At 57.8% G+C, this 17,804-nt stretch carries 19 protein-coding genes; 6 read left to right on the top strand and 13 right to left on the bottom strand.

The features are described 5' to 3' along the window. Nucleotides 1-28 precede the first annotated feature (28 nt). Together ACR0LY_RS01180 and ACR0LY_RS01175 are read right to left on the bottom strand one after the other, a co-directional pair. Complete coding sequence (locus ACR0LY_RS01180) at nucleotides 29-451, bottom strand: DUF6314 family protein (RefSeq protein ID WP_170349095.1); 423 nt, start codon at nucleotides 449-451, stop codon at nucleotides 29-31. Then, nucleotides 448-780, bottom strand: coding sequence for a hypothetical protein (locus ACR0LY_RS01175; RefSeq protein WP_170349096.1), 333 nt, complete (start codon nucleotides 778-780; stop codon nucleotides 448-450). The genes ACR0LY_RS01180 and ACR0LY_RS01175 overlap by 4 nt, the downstream gene beginning before the upstream one ends. Before the next feature lie 88 nt (nucleotides 781-868). Here ACR0LY_RS01175 and purB point away from each other — a divergent pair, with 88 nt between their 5' ends. From purB to ACR0LY_RS01155, 4 genes are all read left to right on the top strand, one after another. Then, entirely contained in the window at nucleotides 869-2,173 is a 1,305-nt protein-coding gene (purB, locus tag ACR0LY_RS01170; RefSeq protein WP_170349097.1) for an adenylosuccinate lyase, read from the top strand. Nucleotides 2,174-2,552: 379 nt separating this feature from the next. Next, nucleotides 2,553-3,095: a tetratricopeptide repeat protein gene (locus ACR0LY_RS01165; RefSeq protein WP_170349098.1), complete on the top strand. Its 543-nt coding sequence runs from the start codon at nucleotides 2,553-2,555 to the stop codon at nucleotides 3,093-3,095. Between the two features lie 68 nt (nucleotides 3,096-3,163). Beyond that, the gene (locus ACR0LY_RS01160) at nucleotides 3,164-4,255 is read left to right on the top strand and encodes a flagellar motor switch protein FliG (protein ID WP_170349099.1); all 1,092 of its coding nucleotides are present in this window, start codon (nucleotides 3,164-3,166) and stop codon (nucleotides 4,253-4,255) included. 97 nt (nucleotides 4,256-4,352) lie between these two features. Continuing rightward, a complete protein-coding gene (locus ACR0LY_RS01155) occupies nucleotides 4,353-5,276 on the top strand; it encodes a lysophospholipid acyltransferase family protein (protein WP_170349100.1) in 924 nt (307 codons plus the stop codon). Here the strand turns inward: ACR0LY_RS01155 and ACR0LY_RS01150 are convergent, their stop codons facing one another. Next, the gene (locus ACR0LY_RS01150) at nucleotides 5,277-5,978 is read right to left on the bottom strand and encodes a DUF1223 domain-containing protein (protein WP_170349101.1); all 702 of its coding nucleotides are present in this window, start codon (nucleotides 5,976-5,978) and stop codon (nucleotides 5,277-5,279) included. 218 nt (nucleotides 5,979-6,196) lie between these two features. Between ACR0LY_RS01150 and acnA the strand changes: the two genes are divergently transcribed. Further along, nucleotides 6,197-8,887: an aconitate hydratase AcnA gene (gene acnA, locus ACR0LY_RS01145; protein WP_170349102.1), complete on the top strand. Its 2,691-nt coding sequence runs from the start codon at nucleotides 6,197-6,199 to the stop codon at nucleotides 8,885-8,887. 76 nt (nucleotides 8,888-8,963) lie between these two features. On the opposite strand, the gene ACR0LY_RS01140 is transcribed toward acnA, so the two are convergent. From ACR0LY_RS01140 to yajC, 10 genes are all read right to left on the bottom strand, one after another. Then, the gene (locus ACR0LY_RS01140; RefSeq protein WP_170349103.1) at nucleotides 8,964-9,503 is read right to left on the bottom strand and encodes a DsbE family thiol:disulfide interchange protein; all 540 of its coding nucleotides are present in this window, start codon (nucleotides 9,501-9,503) and stop codon (nucleotides 8,964-8,966) included. After that, nucleotides 9,496-9,654 carry a heme exporter protein CcmD gene (gene ccmD / locus ACR0LY_RS01135; protein ID WP_170349104.1) on the bottom strand — a complete coding sequence of 53 codons (159 nt, stop codon included), beginning with the start codon at nucleotides 9,652-9,654 and terminating at the stop codon, nucleotides 9,496-9,498. Before ccmD ends, ACR0LY_RS01140 begins: the two co-directional genes overlap by 8 nt. Further along, a complete protein-coding gene (locus ACR0LY_RS01130; protein ID WP_170349105.1) occupies nucleotides 9,651-10,424 on the bottom strand; it encodes a heme ABC transporter permease in 774 nt (257 codons plus the stop codon). The genes ccmD and ACR0LY_RS01130 overlap by 4 nt, the downstream gene beginning before the upstream one ends. Before the next feature lie 61 nt (nucleotides 10,425-10,485). Then, nucleotides 10,486-11,142: a heme exporter protein CcmB gene (gene ccmB, locus ACR0LY_RS01125; protein ID WP_170349106.1), complete on the bottom strand. Its 657-nt coding sequence runs from the start codon at nucleotides 11,140-11,142 to the stop codon at nucleotides 10,486-10,488. Continuing rightward, nucleotides 11,139-11,753 carry a heme ABC exporter ATP-binding protein CcmA gene (ccmA, locus tag ACR0LY_RS01120; RefSeq protein ID WP_170349107.1) on the bottom strand — a complete coding sequence of 205 codons (615 nt, stop codon included), beginning with the start codon at nucleotides 11,751-11,753 and terminating at the stop codon, nucleotides 11,139-11,141. Before ccmA ends, ccmB begins: the two co-directional genes overlap by 4 nt. Before the next feature lie 66 nt (nucleotides 11,754-11,819). Beyond that, entirely contained in the window at nucleotides 11,820-12,173 is a 354-nt protein-coding gene (locus tag ACR0LY_RS01115) for an Mth938-like domain-containing protein (RefSeq protein WP_170349108.1), read from the bottom strand. A gap of 9 nt (nucleotides 12,174-12,182) precedes the next feature. Then, a complete protein-coding gene (locus tag ACR0LY_RS01110; RefSeq protein ID WP_170349431.1) occupies nucleotides 12,183-12,902 on the bottom strand; it encodes a TSUP family transporter in 720 nt (239 codons plus the stop codon). Nucleotides 12,903-12,921: 19 nt separating this feature from the next. Then, the gene (gene secF, locus ACR0LY_RS01105; protein ID WP_170349109.1) at nucleotides 12,922-13,890 is read right to left on the bottom strand and encodes a protein translocase subunit SecF; all 969 of its coding nucleotides are present in this window, start codon (nucleotides 13,888-13,890) and stop codon (nucleotides 12,922-12,924) included. A gap of 1 nt (nucleotide 13,891) precedes the next feature. After that, nucleotides 13,892-15,553 (bottom strand): protein translocase subunit SecD, encoded by a 1,662-nt coding sequence (gene secD, locus ACR0LY_RS01100; RefSeq protein ID WP_170349110.1) that lies wholly within the window; start codon nucleotides 15,551-15,553, stop codon nucleotides 13,892-13,894. Between the two features lie 33 nt (nucleotides 15,554-15,586). After that, nucleotides 15,587-15,874, bottom strand: coding sequence for a preprotein translocase subunit YajC (gene yajC / locus ACR0LY_RS01095; protein WP_058280646.1), 288 nt, complete (start codon nucleotides 15,872-15,874; stop codon nucleotides 15,587-15,589). Between the two features lie 201 nt (nucleotides 15,875-16,075). On the opposite strand from yajC, the gene ACR0LY_RS01090 reads away from it, so the two are divergent. Beyond that, complete coding sequence (locus ACR0LY_RS01090; RefSeq protein WP_170349111.1) at nucleotides 16,076-17,740, top strand: mechanosensitive ion channel family protein; 1,665 nt, start codon at nucleotides 16,076-16,078, stop codon at nucleotides 17,738-17,740. The last annotated feature ends 64 nt before the right edge of the window (nucleotides 17,741-17,804 follow it).

Raw genomic sequence — 17,804 nt, 5'->3', positions numbered from 1 at the left:
TTCACATCGAGACTTCAAGATGATTGCGCTATCGAGGGCGGTATTCGGTTTTCATTTCATAGGCTTTTCGCGGTCCGTTCACCGTCCAGTGGACGGACCAAATCGGCCAGGCTGAGAAATCATAAACCGCGTCATAGCTGTCTGGCGGACAATCATGATGATCCCTAGACTGCGAATGCTCCAGCTTCAATGTATGAAAAAACCGTCCGTCTTCGAAATGAACCGCAATCCCTTCGCCTTCATCCCGCCACAGGTAGCGCCGGGTGCCTGTCATCTCGGCCTGACCCGGAATACGCAGCGTGACCTCTTCATCATAGATTAACCCATTTTCAGCCGGGCGCAGAACCGCGTGACCTTCGGCTTGCACGAACTGCCCTGCCCGCGCGTCGTTTATGGTTCGGCTCAGACTCCAGCTCCCTTCGAACTCGGATAGGCTGCGAGGCTGGGTCATTCGGCATAGGTCCCGTCGGTGGTGCCTCCGCTGTCATCGACGAACCGGATCACGTCACCCTTTTTCTGAACGTCATAACAGGCCCACAAATCAGAGGGCGGCCAGACCGAGCAATACCGATCCTCGCGCACCGCCCAACGGCCCGCGCTTGGGCGACCCGAGTAATACTGCGTCAGCATCGTTTCATCGAATGTCTGCCAGACGCCGTCCCCGTAATCGAGCTTCTGGCCGGTCAGGGCATCCAGAATCTCGTCTCCGGTCAGTGTCCGGAACTCTTCCGCGGCCAAAAAACCGGGCCAAACGGCCAAAATCAGGGCAAACCGTCTCATACTTGCACTCGTGCCTTGTTCCCTTGTGCGGCTGGGTTTAAACCCCGCGCCAACGCTCTATCCCAAACACAAAAAGGTCTCACCGCCAATGATTCCACGTTATTCCCGCCCCGATATGGTTGCCATCTGGTCGCCCGAGACCAAGTTCCGCATCTGGTTCGAGATCGAGGCTCACGCCTGCGACGCCATGGCCGATCTGGGCGTCATCCCGCGCGAAAACGCCGAGGCGGTGTGGAAGGCCAAGGACGTGGAATTCGACGTGGCCCGCATTGATGAGATCGAGGCCGTCACCAAGCACGACGTTATCGCCTTTTTGACCCATCTGGCCGAGCATGTCGGCAGTGAAGAGGCACGCTTTGTCCATCAGGGCATGACCTCTTCGGATGTACTTGACACCTGCCTGAACGTACAGCTTACCCGCGCCGCGGACCTGCTGATTGCTGACCTCGAAAGCCTGCTGGCCGCCCTGAAACGCCGCGCGATCGAACACAAGAACACCGTCCGCATCGGTCGCAGCCACGGCATCCATGCGGAACCCACCACAATGGGTCTGACCTTTGCCCGATTCTATGCTGAGATGGACCGCAACCTGTCACGCATGCGCGACGCCCGTGCGGAAATCGCCACCGGTGCGATCAGTGGTGCGGTCGGCACTTTCGCCAATATCGATCCCCGCGTTGAAGAGCATGTCTGCGATCAGCTAGGTCTGGTGCCTGAACCGATCAGCACGCAGGTCATCCCGCGTGACCGCCACGCGGCCTTCTTTGCGACCCTTGGCGTCATCGCCAGCAGCATCGAAAACATCGCCATCGAAATCCGTCACATGCAGCGGACCGAGGTGTTGGAGGGTGCCGAGTTCTTCTCGATGGGCCAAAAAGGCTCCTCGGCCATGCCGCACAAGAAAAACCCGGTCCTGACCGAGAACCTGACCGGTCTGGCGCGCATGGTGCGCGCAGCGGTGATCCCGGCGATGGAAAACGTGGCGCTCTGGCATGAACGCGATATCTCGCATTCGTCGGTCGAACGCATGATCGGCCCGGATGCGACAATCACGCTGGATTTTGCGCTGACCCGCCTAACCGGCGTGGTCGACAAGATGCTAATCTTCCCCGAGAACATGCTGGAGAACATGAACAAGTTCCCCGGTCTGGTGATGAGCCAGCGGGTTCTGCTGGCGCTGACGCAAGCAGGGGTCAGCCGCGAAGATGCTTATGCCATGGTTCAGCGCAACGCGTTGAAAGTGTGGGAACATCGCACCGACTTCAAAGAAGAACTGCTTGCCGACGCCGATGTCACCGCAGCGCTGAGCCCTGAAGAAATCGAAGAGAAGTTCGACCTCGGTTACCACACCAAACACGTCGACACGATCTTCGCCCGCGTGTTTGGCGAATAAAGCCTGACCGTTCAGTCAGTTCAAAGGGCCCGGTTCGCACAACGCGATCCGGGCCCTGCTCTTTTGCCAGACGGGTCAAAATCAGCTATGGTGCGCCTATATGTCCGAACGGGAGAAATAGCATGATACGCACCATTCTCTGCGCCTTGGCCCTTACGTTTTCAGCTTCGGTCGCTTTGGCCTGTACTGGCCATTCCAAGCAAACCCAGTCCTGCGCAGACGGGACATATTGGGATTCCGAAACCCAAACATGCGCGAAAATTGTAAACAGCTGAGAATTTTATTTCCTACTTGTGAATAAAAGCGAGGCCGCGATTGTTAGCTTTTTATCAGATCGCACTATGCTTGATCAGAGCAGCCCAGAGAACGGAGTAGGAAAATGCGTCTTGTATTAGTTTCAGCTATTGCCCTTCAGGCCTTTGTGTTTGCACCGGTGGCATACGCTGCGGGCGGTGGAAGCGGCGCCGCACCCAAGCCAACGAACACAACCAAGAAATGCCTGTTTGGCCGCGTTTACGACAAGGATGCCGGGCGCTGTGTCAAGCCGGACAAGACCAACTTCACCCAAGATGAGCTGTATGAAGCCGTGCGGGAATTGGCATATGACGGCCAGTTAGAAAACGCTCAGAATATTCTACGCATTATGGATCAAGACGATGATCGTGTGCTGACCTACTGGGGCTTTACCTATCGCAAAATGGGTGAGCTTGAACTGGCTAACGTCTTTTATTCCAACGCCATCGAAACCAACCCCGACAATATCCTAGCACGCAGCTATATGGGTCAGGGCTTTGTGGCCGAAGGGAAAACCGATTTGGCAATTGCACAATGGCGCGAGATCAAGGCGCGCGGTGGTGAAGGCACCTGGGCCGAGGCGTCGCTGCGCGAGGCAATCCGCACCGGGCTGACCTATAACTACTAAGCTTCAGCCTTTCTTTACCCGACTCTCCGTAATTTGCCTGTGGAACGCAACTATGGCACCGCAGGCAGATGCAGGATACAAACACTTTGATACAGGTGGCACCGGGGGCGGCTCCGGTGACAGATCAGGCGGACAGTGAAGCGCCTCGCGTCATTCCTCGCGCGCTCAGCAACCGACAGAAGGCCGCCGTGGTCGTGCGGCTGCTGCTGAATGAAGGCGCGGATATCCCGCTAGAGGATCTACCCGACGATTTGCAGGAAAAACTGACCCATCAGCTGGGTGAGATGGGGCTGGTGGATCGTGTGACATTGGACGCAGTGGCGCAGGAGTTTGCACAGGCGCTGGACAGCGTCGGCCTGTCTTTCCCGCACGGTCTGGCCGGTGCTTTGGACGCGGTGGATGGTAAGATTGCCCCAGCTACAGCCGCGCGGCTGCGTAAGGTGGCCGGAGTGCGCCAGATTGGTGATCCCTGGCAACGGCTGCGCGAGGTACCAACCGAAGACCTGGCTGCCATGGCACAAGCAGAAAGCACCGAGATCGCCGCCGTGATGCTATCGAAACTGGAAACCGCAAAGGCCGCGCAGCTTTTGGGGAATCTGCCCGGTCCTGTTGCCCGTCAGATCACCTATGCGGTTTCGAAAACCGCCAATGTCACACCCGAGGCGGTAGAACGCATCGGCTGGTCGCTGGCGGCTCAGCTGGACCAAAGGCCGTCGCAGGCGTTTGCGGATGGTCCCGGGGAGCGCGTGGGCGCAATTCTGAACCAGTCGGCGGCCTCAACCCGAGACGGGTTGCTGACCGCGCTAGACGAAGAGGATTCGGATTTCGCCAGTGTCGTGCGCCGTTCGATCTTTACCTTTACGCATATCCCAGCCCGTATTCTGTCACGCGACGTCCCGGCGGTTCTCCGCAGTGTGGATCAGGCAGATCTGGTCACCGCGTTGGCCGGGGCCACTGCGGAGGATGACCAAAATACAACCGAATTCCTTTTGTCCAACATGTCATCGCGAATGGCCGACAACCTGCGCGAAGAAATCGGCGAACGCGGCAAAGTCAAGCAGTCCGAGGCTGAAGAGGCCATGACACAGATTGTTGGCGCTATTCGTGCCCTGGTTGACGAAGGAACGATCGCCCTTATCGAAGAAGACAATGAGGAATAGGCAAGCACCACGACTTAAGCCATAGGAATGCTTGTGGTCGCGGAATGTGCCTTGTATGTCTGACCCGGCAAAACGCAACAGCCGGTGAGACCAGATTATGCCCGTCGAAAAGTCGGAACTAAGCCGCGGGGCGCTTCGAAAATATTATGTCACCGGCCTGTTTCTGAAAGGTGTAATCGGGGCAATGCGGCTGTTGCCGTATGAACGGCGTATCGCAACGATGGGGGCCATCGTACGCGGGCTTGCCCCTTTGGTCGGGTTCACCAAGCGCGTGCGCAGCAACCTGAAGCTCACCCGCCCCGACCTGTCGGACGCCGAGGTAAATCGCATCTGTCGCGCTGTACCCGACAATGCAGGTCGCGCCATCATGGAGCACTTTTCGCCAGAAGGCTTCACGGAACGGCAGGCCAGCGCCAAGGTGTCCGGCCCCGGCATTGCTGCCTTTGACGCCGCCGTGGCCGAAGGGCGACCCGTCATGATGATAACCGCGCATTTCGGTCACTACCTGGCAGCGCGGATCGCCCTGCAAACTCGCAGTGGACAGCCCATAGGATGCCTCTATCGGCGTATGGCTAATCCGTATTTCAACGACATGTATGTAGATGCGTTCTACAAAACCGGCGCGCCCATGTTCGAACAGGGCCGCCGCGGGATGGTTGAGATGGTGCGATCCCTCAAGAGTGGCGGTATCATTGCCATCGTCTCAGACCTGCACGCCCACGGCGGGGAAGAACTGACGTTTTTTGGCAAACCGGCCGTAACATCCGTCTTGAACGCCGAATTGGCGATGAAATACAAAGCCGAACTGATCCCGTGCTATGCGATCCGCCAGCCTAATGGCATTGATTTCGAAATCGTCCTGCATGACCCGGTTCCGCATACTGACGCCAAGACCATGACCCAGTTCACCAATGATGATCTTGAGGCCATGGTACGGCAGCACATGGGACAATGGTTCTGGATTCACCGACGTTGGAAAGCCTGGAACGGACTTGGCGTTCAGCCCGAGGATATGCCCTGATCACTTGACCTTGGTGGCGGCAACGATTGGGCCATGCCCAACCTTCTGCACAAGTACGACTGCTGGCAGGTCCGAGGTCAACACCGCCGAAAACTTCTGCGGCGCCACCCCGTCCCACTGCCCGGCGACCTGCCAGGTATCTACAACATTTGCATAGTCCAGCTCATGCCCTGCCAGCTCTCCTCTGCGGATCGAGGCATGGCGCATCGGCGCATACTGCACCACGCGCACGTCAAAAAGCTCACCCTCTGGCAGTTCGACCGGCGTCACATCGACCGTGACATCGTTGCCCGAACGGGTCGCCACCACTTCGGCCTCGGGCGCAGCTTTGAGATGGGCATCGATCAGATACTCCAACTCCTGCGACTTTGCACCGACCACATCCTGCTGACCGTTGATAACCATCTGCGGCGTGTAGATCATCGACCGCCCGCCCTGACGCGCATAGGCGCGCTGACGCAAGGTGTGATTGGGATCGGCATATTCGTCCTTCCAACCAATATAGTCCCAATAATCCACATGCAGGGCCAGTCCGATCACATCGTCACGTTGTGCCAGATCATGCATCAACTCATCGGCTGGCGGGCAGGACGAACACCCTTGTGATGTGAACAGTTCGACCACAACCGGGTCATTCTCGGCTAGGGCTGAGGTGGCCAGAAACAGGGAAACAAACACAGTGACAGGAGTAATTCTGAACATATGAAATCTCGGGCTTTTGGGGTGCTTATCCGGTTTAAACGGATCGACGCTCAACCGCCAATCAAGGTTTCTTGAGATTTAAAACAATCGCCCTTGAATTGTATACCTTAGCATACAACTTAGAAGTCAAGGTATCTAAGCCTTGAATGCCCGGCAATGATGCTCCAGAAAACAATCAGCAAATCCCCAAACCCAATATTTTGAAAGGGAGGCCAACAATGCCCATTTCCGTTGGAAAGGATAGCGCCAAGACACGCCGCAGCCTGAGCGTGAACGGCAAGTCCATTGCCTATTACTCGATTCGCGCCGCGCAAGAGGCCGGTCTAGGTGATTTTTCCAGACTCCCTGCGGCACTGAAAGTAGTGTTGGAAAACATCCTGCGGTTTGAGGATGACGGGTTTTCTGTCTCGGTTGATGACATCAAAGCCTTTGCCGAATGGGGCGCAAATGGTGGTAAAAACCCGCGCGAGATTGCCTATCGCCCTGCCCGCGTATTGATGCAGGACTTCACGGGCGTCCCGGCCGTCGTCGATTTGGCCGCAATGCGTGACGGGATCAAGGCGCTGGGTGGTGACGCGCAAAAGATCAATCCGTTGAACCCGGTGGATCTGGTCATCGACCACTCAGTCATGATTGATGCGTTTGGCAATCCGCGCGCGTTCCAGATGAACGTGGATCGCGAATATGAACGAAACATGGAACGCTATCAGTTTCTGAAATGGGGGCAGTCGGCGTTTGACAATTTCCGCGTTGTGCCACCCGGCACCGGCATCTGCCATCAGGTAAACCTTGAATATCTGGCCCAAACCGTCTGGAGCGACAAAGACCAGAACGGAGAGGAAGTTGCCTATCCCGATACTCTGGTCGGCACCGACAGCCACACCACCATGGTCAACGGCATGGCCGTTCTGGGCTGGGGCGTTGGCGGGATCGAGGCCGAGGCCGCGATGCTGGGCCAGCCGATTTCGATGCTGATCCCCGAGGTTGTTGGCTTTGAGCTGACCGGTGCGATGGTCGAGGGCACTACCGGCACCGATCTGGTTCTGAAAGTAGTCGAGATGCTGCGCGAAAAAGGCGTGGTTGGCAAATTCGTCGAATTCTACGGCAGCGGTCTGGATCGCCTGCCATTGGCTGACCGCGCGACCATTGCCAACATGGCACCGGAATACGGCGCGACCTGCGGTTTCTTCCCGATTGATGGCGAAACCCTGCGCTATATGCGCAATACCGGACGCGACGAGGATCGCCTGGCGCTGGTTGAGGCTTACGCCAAAGAGAACGGCCTGTGGCGGGATGAAAACTACGCCCCGATCTACACGGACACCCTGTCGCTCAACATGGGCACTATCGTTCCAGCCATATCGGGTCCGAAACGTCCACAGGACTATGTCGCGCTGACTGGCGCCAAAGCCGCTTTCACCAAGGAAATGGCTGAGACCTTCAAACGCCCGATGGCCAAGGAAGTCGCGGTCAAAGGCGAAGACTACACTATGGAATCGGGCAAGGTGGTTATCGCCTCGATCACCTCATGCACCAACACATCGAACCCCTATGTGATGATCGGGGCCGGTCTGGTGGCGAAAAAGGCGCATGAGCTGGGATTGAACCGTCAGCCTTGGGTCAAGACCTCGCTGGCCCCCGGATCGCAGGTTGTGACCGAATATCTTGAGGCCGCCGGGCTGCAACAGCATCTGGACGCCATCGGGTTCAACCTTGTGGGCTATGGCTGCACCACCTGCATCGGTAACTCGGGTCCGATCCAGAAGGAAATCAGCGAAGCGATTGCCGAGGGCGATCTGGTCGCCACCTCGGTTCTGTCGGGCAACCGCAACTTCGAGGGTCGGATTTCGCCGGATGTGCGCGCCAACTATCTGGCTTCCCCTCCGCTGGTGGTGGTCTATGCGCTGGCGGGCACCATGGATATCGACCTGACCTCGGAACCGATCGGTCAGGACAAAGACGGCAATGATGTGTTCATGAAAGATATCTGGCCCGACCAGAAGGAAATCGCCGATCTGGTGCAGGAAACCGTCACCCGCGAGGCATTTCAGTCGAAATATGCCGACGTGTTCAAAGGCGACGACAAATGGCAGGCGGTCGAAGTTCCGCAACAGGAAACCTATGACTGGCCGCCGACATCGACCTACATCCAGAACCCGCCATATTTTCAGGGTATGAGCCCCGAACCGGGCACCATCTCGAACATCGACGGCGCCAAGGTTCTGGCCATTCTGGGCGACATGGTCACCACCGACCACATCTCACCTGCGGGGTCCTTTGCGGCAACCTCGCCTGCGGGTAAGTACCTGACAGAGCGTCAGGTCCAGCCGCGCGAGTTCAACTCGTATGGTTCGCGCCGGGGCAATCACGAGGTCATGATGCGCGGCACGTTCGCCAATATCCGCATCAAGAACGAGATGCTGGATGGCGTCGAGGGCGGCTATACCAAAGGTCTGGACGGTCAGCAGACCTCGATCTACGACGCGTCGATGGCCTATCAGGAACAGGGCGTTCCGCTTGTGGTGTTTGGGGGGCAGCAATACGGCGCCGGGTCCTCACGCGATTGGGCGGCAAAGGGTACCGCGTTGCTGGGCATCAAGGCCGTGATCGCCGAAAGCTTTGAACGCATCCACCGGTCTAACCTGGTTGGCATGGGCGTGATCCCCTTCGAATTTACCGGCGGCGACACCCGGAAATCTCTAGGGCTAAAGGGGGATGAGACGGTCTCGATTGATGGTCTGGATAAGGTTGAACCATTGCAAGAGGTGCCCTGCACTATCACCTATGGCGACGGCACCACAAAGACCATCACCCTCAAGTGCCGCATAGATACCGCGCCCGAGATCGAATACGTCGAAAACGGCGGTGTGCTTCAATATGTGCTGCGGAACTTGGCGAAAGCTGGTTAAATCTGCGCGCTATAAAATTAAGGGCGTCCGATTGGACGCCTTTTTTCATTTCTCATTTGGTTAAACCATCGCGGCTTTAGTTGCCTGCCGCTTTTTCCAACGCCGGACGGATTGTGCTTTCGATCACGCGCTGAGTTATCGGCCCGGCAAAGCGCAGGATGATCGTGCCCTCACCATCGATCACATAGGTCTCGGGCACGCCATAAACGCCCCAGTCCAATCCCATACGCCCCTGCTCGTCCCGTCCGATCCCGGCATAGGGATCGCCCAGTTCGGTCAGGAAGGCTTCGGCGTTGGCCAGTTGATCTTTGTAATTGATGCCGTAAACGGGGATGCCCTCATCTGACAGGGCCTGCAGGTTGGGATGTTCAACCCGGCACGGCGCGCACCAGCTGGCCCAATAGTTGACCAGCTTGACTTCTCCGTCCCGCAGCGTGGCATCATCAAACCCTGTCTTGCCCGCGAATTCCGTCAGGACCACCGGCGGCGCGGGTTGTCCTTCGCGGGCCGAGGGCAGCGCGTTGGGGTCATCGCGGAACATGCCGATGCCCGCTAGAACGGCGAAAGCGCCAAAAATCAGCGGTGGCGCAATCATCAGGGGTGAGATTTTAGCCATTGCGCGTCATCCTTTGTTCGACCTTTTCCATCTCGGCCCGGACCTTGCGGCCACGTACGATGCTGAACACAATCAGCAGCGCCAGCAATCCGATCGAGGCCGCATAGGACCAGAGAACCGTATCGGCATATTTTCCGAGATCAGGGATCATCCGCTTACCCTTTCCCGCGCCAACAGCACCTTGACCCGGCGCGCGCGAATTTCCGTGCCCGTGCGGTACAAAACAAGAGCAATGAACAGCAGTACAAACCCGATGATGCACAGCAAAAGTGGGTAGAAATAGATATTGCTGACCTTCTCTTCGGTATCCGCCCCGGTCACGGCGGCGGCCCGCATCACGGATGCGCCCTGATGCAGCCCCTGATTCCAAAAATTCACGGCATAGCGGCTGAGCAGCGCAAAGACAGACCCGACCAGACACAGGACCGAGGTCAGATCGGCCGCCGTATCAGGGTCTTCGATAGCTTCCCACAGTGCGACATAGCCCAGATAGAACAGGAACAGGATCAGGAACGAGGTCAGGCGCGGATCCCAGGCCCACCAGGTGCCCCACATTGGCTGCCCCCAGATCGCCCCGGTCGCCAGCGCGATCAGGGTCATCACAATACCCACAGGGGCCGCTGCACGCGCCGCCAGCGCGCTGACATGGTGGCGCCGCACAAGCCACACCAGCGAGGTCGCCAGCATCATCAGCCAGCAATTGATTGCCATCAGCGCAGCAGGCACATGCAGATAGATAATCTTGACCGTCGATCCCTGCTTGTAGTCATCCGGTGTGAAGAAGAACCCCCACACCAGCCCTACCACGATGCAGGCAAGCGATGATGCCCAGAAAAACGGCATCACCCGTTCACTGGTGGCAAGGAACTTGCGCGGATTGGCGTATTCCCAGAGGGCGTTGGCTTTGGCTGCGATAGACATGGGCCTTATCTAGTCCGAGTCGGGTTCGTTCTCAATTGACATCAGTCAAAGTTTGACCACGTCAGCGAAGGTTAATGCGCAGCACCGCTGCGCTGGCAAAGGGCAAAAGGGCGATTGTCGCGGCGGTGATCCCCGCTAGCATCAACAGCGGGGTCTGGGTTTCCATCCCCGTCGCCCCACGGCGCGCGACTTCGGCCCCAAAGATCAGGGTCGGCACGTACAGCGGCAGGACCAGCAGGGATAGCAGCAATCCGCCACGTTTCAGGCCCACGGTCAGGGCCGCGCCAAAAGTGCCGATGACACTCATTGCCGGGGTGCCGATCAACAGCGATACGACCAGCCAGAAAAACCCCGGCACCGGCAGGTTCAGCAACACGCCCAGAAACGGAGCGGCCAGAACCAGTGGCAGGCCAGTGGTTAGCCAATGGGCCAGCGCCTTGATGGTCACTACCGCCTCCAACGGCAGCGGCGCGGTGGCCAATAGGTCAAGCGAGCCGTCCTCCCAATCCAGTGCAAGCAGGCGGTCCAGCGACAACAGACAGGCCAGCAGCGCGCCCAACCACAGAACACCCGGCGCGATGGTCGACAGCAGCGAGGATTGCGGCCCTACTGAAAATGGCACCAAAACAGTCACGATCAGAAAAAAAGCCAGACCGAGACCAAACCCCCCGCCCGCGCGGAAGGCCAGTTTCAGGTCACGCAGCAACAGGGCGATCACAGGAAGCCTCCGTCGAAATCTTCTATGGGTTTGGGTTTCGCCTTGTTGCGGCCGACATCCAGAACTTCTCCGTCCAGGCCAAGGTCGATATGAGTGGCGATCAGGGCAGAACCGCCCTGCCCCAGATGCGCGCGAACGGCATCAGCGAACATCTGCACTGCATTACGGTCCAGTGATACGGTGGGCTCATCCAGCATCCAGATTGGCCGCCCCGTGACCAGCATGCGCGCCAGACCCAACCGCCGTTTCTGCCCCGCCGACAGGTTGCCTGCATGACGGTCGGACAGCTCGTTCAGCGCAAAGGCGTCTAGCGCGGGCTGAATTTCATAAGTGCCAAAGACCGAGGCCCAGAAGGTCAAATTCTCAACCACCGTCAATGTCGGCTTCAACCCGTCGGAATGCGAGGCATATGCGATCTGATCCTCGGCCCCGTCAATCCGCCCCGCCAGCGGCGGCTGCAACCCGGCCAGTGTGCGCAGCAAGGTCGTCTTACCGATCCCGTTCGGCCCGCGCAGAATCAACGCCTTGCCCGGCGGCAGAGCAAAGCTCAGCCCTTCAAGCACAGGAACGCCGCCACGGGCGATGGCCAGATCGGTCACAGTCAATGTCATGGGTCCCGCTTATCTCATTGCCGTCAGGCGCAAAAGGTGAGATTTGACGCAGGCCCTGCCGACAGATCAGACCGGCAATAAGGCCAGCGCAACGCGCCGCCCTTCGGACAACAACACGTTATACGTGCGGCACGCAGCCGGAGAGTTCATGATCTCAACTCCGATCCCGGCATTTTCCAGGGCCGTGCGCAGATCAGCAGGAATGTGATTCAGTTCAGCCCCTGTGCCGACGAACAAAACGTCCACGGTATCGGAAAGTTCCAGCAGCGGCGCGTTGTCCTCATACCCGTCCCAGGTCATTGTTCCGGCGGGGCCTGTCAGAACGGCTCCCTCATAAACCTGCCCACCGATCCGAAAAAAGCCCGGGCCATACCCGTCAACCGGGACTGCGTTGGTATAGGAAATCTCATTCAGGCGCATGGCCGTGTTCTAGCCCCAAAGCGGTAGGCCCGACAAGGCCGCAACCGCAATCGCCAGGTAAGCCGCAGCGCGATACAGCTTTTCATACGCGGGCCGGAACAACCAACCGCCCAGCCAGTTGCCCAGCAAATTGGGCACGGCCAATGCAAGACCCAATGCCGCCGCCGCCCAAGTGATCCGCTCCATCCCGGTCAGGAACCCAAGGAGGAGGAAATCGAACCCGAAGAGGAACAATAAAATCGTGGCGCGGATAACTTCGACCGGTATGGGGCGCGACATGTAAAACAGGATTACCGCCGGGCCGGGCAAGCCCGCCACGCCGCCCAGAAACCCGGCCGCTGCACCAATTCCCGCAACCATCCCCCGGCCAACATGGCCGTGATACCGCAAGCCAAGGATCAGCACGGCCAGCATAAACAACGCCAGCAGACTGACGGCATAGCGGAAAACCTCGGGTTCAACCTTGGTCAGCACCCATAACCCTACAGGAAGCAACAGCGCACAGCCCACCAACAGCCGCAACAGATCCTTGCGATGCACAACATGCCAAGCACGACGCAGGTTCGGCAATGGGCCGAAGATGTCCATTATGGTCAGGCCGATGATGGCTCCGAATGGACCAAGGAATGGTGTGGAAAGAGGAAGGAAAATCAGTGCGGTGCCGAATCCGGAAAACCCGCGAACAACGCCGCCGAGGAAAGCCGCTAAAATGATAACGGCCAGCCCCATTGGGGACTGGCCGAATATATCAGGCGTCGATGTTGGCAAACTGATTGCCCGCCGTATTGGACGGCTTGGACCAGTCGCGTTTGACCCCCAGCCACAGCAAGATGGTCGAAGCCACAAAGACCGAAGAATAGGTTCCCACGATCACACCCCAGATCATCGCAAAGACGAAACCTCGGATCACATCCCCACCCAACACGTAAAGCGAAATCAGCGCCAGTAGCGTGGTCACTGAGGTCATCACCGTCCGGCTGAGCGTTTCGTTGATCGAGATGTTCAGAACCTCTTTGAGATCTTTCTTCTTGTACTTCCGCAGGTTCTCACGCACGCGGTCGAACACGACCACAGTGTCGTTCAGCGAATAACCCACGATGGTCAGAAGCGCCGCGATAATGGCCAGATCGAACCGGATCTGTAGTTCCGAGAAAATACCGATGGTCAGAATCACGTCATGGACCAACGCGGCAACTGCTCCCAAAGCGAATTGCCATTCGAAGCGCAGCCAGATGTAGACCAGCACGGCGCCAATCGCCAAAACCACCGCGATCACGGCGGTCTGGATCAACTCACCGGAGACCTTCGGGCCGACGGATTCGACGGACACAAATTCTATATCCGGCGCTGCCACCTTCAGCGCCTCTTCCACGGCGGTAACCGTCGCGGCCGAGACGGCCTCGGCATCGGCTTGCGCCTGAATGCGGATCATGGCGACGTTTTCATCCGGCCCAAAGGTAGGGTCGAAAATCTCGGTGATGCTCACGTCGCCCAGCTCCAGCGGAGAGATCGCGTCGCGATAGGCGCCGACGTCGATTTCCTGTGCGGATTGGGTCCGGATCGTGGTCCCGCCACGGAAATCGATACCGAAGTTCAGCCCCTGCAGCATGAAAGACGTAAACGCCACGACCATCATCAGGGCCGAGATACCCAGCCAGACCTTCCAGCGGCTGAAGAAATCGAACGAGGTGTTCTGGGGTACGAGTTTCAGTCTCATGTCAAACCTCGATCATTTTCGGACGACGGCGTTCGAACCACATCACGATCATCAAACGCGTCACGAAGATCGCGGTAAAGACCGAGGTCAGAATACCCAAGCCCAGCGTAATCGCGAACCCGCGCACCGGCCCGCTGCCCATGGCAAAAAGAATCACGGCGGTGATGAAAGTGGTAACGTTTGCGTCCAGAATAGCCGACAGGGCTTTTTCATAACCCAGCTCAATGGCACGCGCCGGGCCTCTGGCGGATTTCAGTTCTTCGCGGATACGCTCAAAAATCAGCACGTTGGCGTCCACCGCCATACCGACCGTCAGGACAATCCCCGCAATACCCGGCAGGGTCAGCGTGGCCCCGATCAGCGACAGCAGGCCGAACAGCAGCCCGACGTTGATGATCAGCGCAATGTTGGCAAACACGCCAAACAAACCATAGCTAAGCGCCATGAAGGTCAGCACCGCGACAAAGGCCACGATGGTTGCCACCTTACCAGCATCGATGCTGTCCTGCCCCAGTTCAGGACCGATGGTGCGTTCTTCAAGGAACTCCAGCCCCGCAGGCAATGCACCCGCTCGCAACAGAACCGCCAGATTGGTGCTTTCTTCAACGGTGAAGTTACCGGTGATGATACCCGACCCGCCCGGAATATGGCTTTGGATCACCGGGGCCGAGATCACCTCGTCATCCAATACAATCGCAAAGGGCGCGCCGATGTTTTCCAGCGTGTAGTCGCCAAACTTGCGTGCGCCGGACGTGTTGAACCGGAAGCTGACTGCCGGGCGACCGTTCTGGTCGAACGAAGGCTGCGCGTCGACCAGTTCCTCACCCGTCACAACCGGGGCGGATTCGATGATGTAATAAACGCCATCTTCGTCAATGGACGGGACGACCTCTTGCCCTATCCCCGGAACAGCGTCCGGGTCGGTGCCGCGACTGACGACCGAGTTGAAAGTCAGTTGAGCGGTGGTGCCGATGATCTCTTTCAGTTCACCTGCACTGCCAATGCCCGGCACCTGAATCAGGATGCGGTCTGCACCCTGACGCTGAATTGTAGGCTCTCGCGTTCCGACCTCGTCAATCCGGCGGCGGATGATTTCCAGAGCCTGCCGCACGGTGCGATCATCCGAGGCCAGCTTTTCGGCCTCAGACAACTGCACGACGATGGTGTCACCGTCTGCGCGAGCTTCGATATCAGTGGCACCAACACCGGTCAGCGTTTGCACTTGACGGGCCAGACCACGCACAACCTCCAGCGCGCGGGACATGCCCTCGGGCTGGCTGATGCGAACGCGAATCTCATCCGGTGCCGAATCCTGCCGGCGGATCGTACCAACAGTCGCGCGTTCATCGCGTAGCGCGTCACGGATTTCCGGCCACATCGCCTCCATCCGGGATTCGTAAACATCTTCGACCTTCACTTCGGCCAGCAGATGCGCACCACCCCGCAGATCAAGACCCAGATTGACCAGCGACGACGGCAACCAGCTGGGCCATTGTGCGGCCTGGGCCTGCATCTCGGGGGTGTCGATGCCAAGCTCAATCGCGGCTTTGGCATCGTTGGATTGCTCGACGCGCGTGTAAAACGCATTCGGCAGGGCCATCAGCAGACCGATCACACAGACCGACCAGATCAGAACCCGCTTCCAGGTATTAATTTGCAGCATTACCCTGCCTTTTCAAGGAATTGTCGCGCGAAGTTACTTCGCCGGTTCGGTCTTGTTCAGAACCTGCGCAATAGTCGACTTGACCACACGAACCTTGACGTTTTCGGCCAGTTCAACCTCGACTTCGTTCTCGCCTTCCTTGACTTTCGACACCTTGCCGATCAGACCGCCCTGGGTGACAACTTGATCACCCCGGCGCACGGCCTCGACCATGGCCTGATGTTGCTTCATCTTCTTCTGCTGCGGACGGATCAGCAGGAAATACATGATCGCGAAGATCAGGATCAGCGGGAGAAACTGGGCGAATGCGCCACCTTCCATGGGATATTCCTTTTGCTTTGGATTGCGGCACGGTTCCGCAAATTTGGCGGGAACCTATGCCCTGAGATGCGCCTTTGCAAGCAAAGGCGGTGCTGTGACCCACCTGAACCTGATCCCAACGCATGAACTCGCGTCAAAGCGTTGCAGATATGTCCTAGCCAGAGGCCTGAACTCAGCTATAGTCAAACCTGAGGAGGGACAATGACAGCTCGTTACAAACCATTCCAATCGTTGACGCTTTTGCTGTCATTGCTGACCTTGATATTGTGTCTTGCAGCACCGCTTGGGGCACAGGAAACGCCCGCCGATATCGTTGAACCAGAGGCCGAGGAAACAGACAGTTTCAAAGCCCCCGTCATCGTGGACGGCGATATGCTGTTCTTCCTGCGCGGCTCTAGCGCCCTGCCCGCGCCGGAACGGGCGGAAAGTGTCCAGAACAAGATCATCGAGGTTGCCGAGGCCTCAGAAGACCCCTCGGTCGACATTTCATTCGAAGAGACCGAGCTTGGCATCCGAATTCGCGCAGATGGTGTGATCGTGTCCATTGTGACCGTGGCAGATGCTGATCTGGACCAGATGGAGTTGGATGTTCTCAGCTTCCTACACGGTCAGGCCATCGAAGAAGCCATCCTTGGCTATCGGGCTAATCGCACGGAACAGGCCCGCGTATCCGGCGCGATCGAAGCCGCCGCGTGGACCCTTGGGTTTGCCGTTTTCATCGTTGCGATCCTGTGGATGCATCGCAGGATCAGGCGGCGCACGCTAAAATTTGTCAAACGCCACTTGCGGGATGTGGAAACCGCCACTGCCAAAAGTGTTCAGGCCGAGGCGATTGCCGCACTGGTCAGGTATGGTCTGAATTTCGTTCTGCTCATTATCTTCTTCCTGGGCTTCTACTACTACCTGTCCTTTGTTCTGCTCGCCTTTGCCGAAACCCGCTATTTTGCGCAATTGCTACTGACCTACCTGACCGAACCGGTTCTGCTGATTTTCAAAGGCATTCTCTCTTACATCCCCAACATGATCATGCTGGCCCTGATCGCCTGGGTCACTATGTACATCATCAAGGGCATGCGCGTGTTCTTTGATGCCGTTGAGGCCGGGTCGTTCGATATGGGCGATTTCGAGAAGCACTGGGTCAACCCGACCTTCAATATCGCCCGCGTCGTCGTCATCCTCATTGCGCTGGTTTTCGCCGTTCCTTACATTCCGGGGTCGGACTCGGCCGCGTTTCAGGGCCTGACCATATTGGTTGGCGCTATGCTATCGCTGGGGGCGAATTCGGTCGTGTCCAACATGCTGGCTGGATTATTCGTTATCTACCGCCGCTCAACCTCGATCGGGGACCGTATTCAGATCGGGGACCACATTGGCGATGTGGTGCAGATCAAGCTAATGGAAACCCACCTGAAATCCATCAAGAATGAGCTTATATCGATTCCCAATGCGCAATTGATGAATTCGGATGTCGTGAATTTTTCAAAGAAAACAGATGGTAGTGGGCTTTTACTGCACACCACAGTCGGCATCGGATACGAGGAGCCACCTGAGAAGGTCGAGGCCATGCTGATCGAAGCCGCCAAGCGCACCAAGGGGATCAAAGCCAAGCCCGAGCCGTTCGTGTTGTGGACTGCACTGGCCGACTACGCGATAAATTATCAGATCAATGGCTATACGACGCGGGGCAGTATCATCCCCAAAATCCGCTCGGATCTGCACCGCAACATCGTGGCGGTATTCAACGAAAACAACGTGCAGATCATGACGCCGTCTTACATGGCCGATCCGCCCGAACCGAAGATACCCGTCGAAGAATGGGACGGGCATCTGGCGCATGAAACACACGAGGACACCAATAAGTCGTAACCGGTGCTACACCCTGCCTTTCAGATGGTGCATAAGCGATCCTAGTGATTCACGCATTAAGGAT

Source organism: Ruegeria sp. BC5 (assembly GCF_056539205.1).
The sequence above is the reverse complement of the archived record's forward strand: the minus strand, read 5'-3'. Positions and strand labels throughout refer to the sequence as shown.

What these genes read in the sequence shown, in the direction of transcription:
- ACR0LY_RS01090 (WP_170349111.1), top strand. Translation starts at nt 16,076, where the DNA reads ATGACAGCTCGTTACAAACCATTCCAATCGTTGACGCTTTTGCTGTCA.
- purB (WP_170349097.1), top strand. Translation starts at nt 869, where the DNA reads ATGATTCCACGTTATTCCCGCCCCGATATGGTTGCCATCTGGTCGCCC.
- ACR0LY_RS01110 (WP_170349431.1), bottom strand. Translation starts at nt 12,902, where the DNA reads ATGGGGCTGGCCGTTATCATTTTAGCGGCTTTCCTCGGCGGCGTTGTT.
- ACR0LY_RS01175 (WP_170349096.1), bottom strand. Translation starts at nt 780, where the DNA reads ATGAGACGGTTTGCCCTGATTTTGGCCGTTTGGCCCGGTTTTTTGGCC.
- ACR0LY_RS01155 (WP_170349100.1), top strand. Translation starts at nt 4,353, where the DNA reads ATGCCCGTCGAAAAGTCGGAACTAAGCCGCGGGGCGCTTCGAAAATAT.
- ACR0LY_RS01150 (WP_170349101.1), bottom strand. Translation starts at nt 5,978, where the DNA reads ATGTTCAGAATTACTCCTGTCACTGTGTTTGTTTCCCTGTTTCTGGCC.
- ACR0LY_RS01165 (WP_170349098.1), top strand. Translation starts at nt 2,553, where the DNA reads ATGCGTCTTGTATTAGTTTCAGCTATTGCCCTTCAGGCCTTTGTGTTT.
- yajC (WP_058280646.1), bottom strand. Translation starts at nt 15,874, where the DNA reads ATGGAAGGTGGCGCATTCGCCCAGTTTCTCCCGCTGATCCTGATCTTC.
- ccmA (WP_170349107.1), bottom strand. Translation starts at nt 11,753, where the DNA reads ATGACATTGACTGTGACCGATCTGGCCATCGCCCGTGGCGGCGTTCCT.
- ACR0LY_RS01180 (WP_170349095.1), bottom strand. Translation starts at nt 451, where the DNA reads ATGACCCAGCCTCGCAGCCTATCCGAGTTCGAAGGGAGCTGGAGTCTG.
- ACR0LY_RS01115 (WP_170349108.1), bottom strand. Translation starts at nt 12,173, where the DNA reads ATGCGCCTGAATGAGATTTCCTATACCAACGCAGTCCCGGTTGACGGG.
- ACR0LY_RS01140 (WP_170349103.1), bottom strand. Translation starts at nt 9,503, where the DNA reads ATGGCTAAAATCTCACCCCTGATGATTGCGCCACCGCTGATTTTTGGC.
- ACR0LY_RS01130 (WP_170349105.1), bottom strand. Translation starts at nt 10,424, where the DNA reads ATGTCTATCGCAGCCAAAGCCAACGCCCTCTGGGAATACGCCAATCCG.
- secD (WP_170349110.1), bottom strand. Translation starts at nt 15,553, where the DNA reads ATGCTGCAAATTAATACCTGGAAGCGGGTTCTGATCTGGTCGGTCTGT.
- secF (WP_170349109.1), bottom strand. Translation starts at nt 13,890, where the DNA reads ATGAGACTGAAACTCGTACCCCAGAACACCTCGTTCGATTTCTTCAGC.
- acnA (WP_170349102.1), top strand. Translation starts at nt 6,197, where the DNA reads ATGCCCATTTCCGTTGGAAAGGATAGCGCCAAGACACGCCGCAGCCTG.
- ccmD (WP_170349104.1), bottom strand. Translation starts at nt 9,654, where the DNA reads ATGATCCCTGATCTCGGAAAATATGCCGATACGGTTCTCTGGTCCTAT.
- ACR0LY_RS01160 (WP_170349099.1), top strand. Translation starts at nt 3,164, where the DNA reads ATGCAGGATACAAACACTTTGATACAGGTGGCACCGGGGGCGGCTCCG.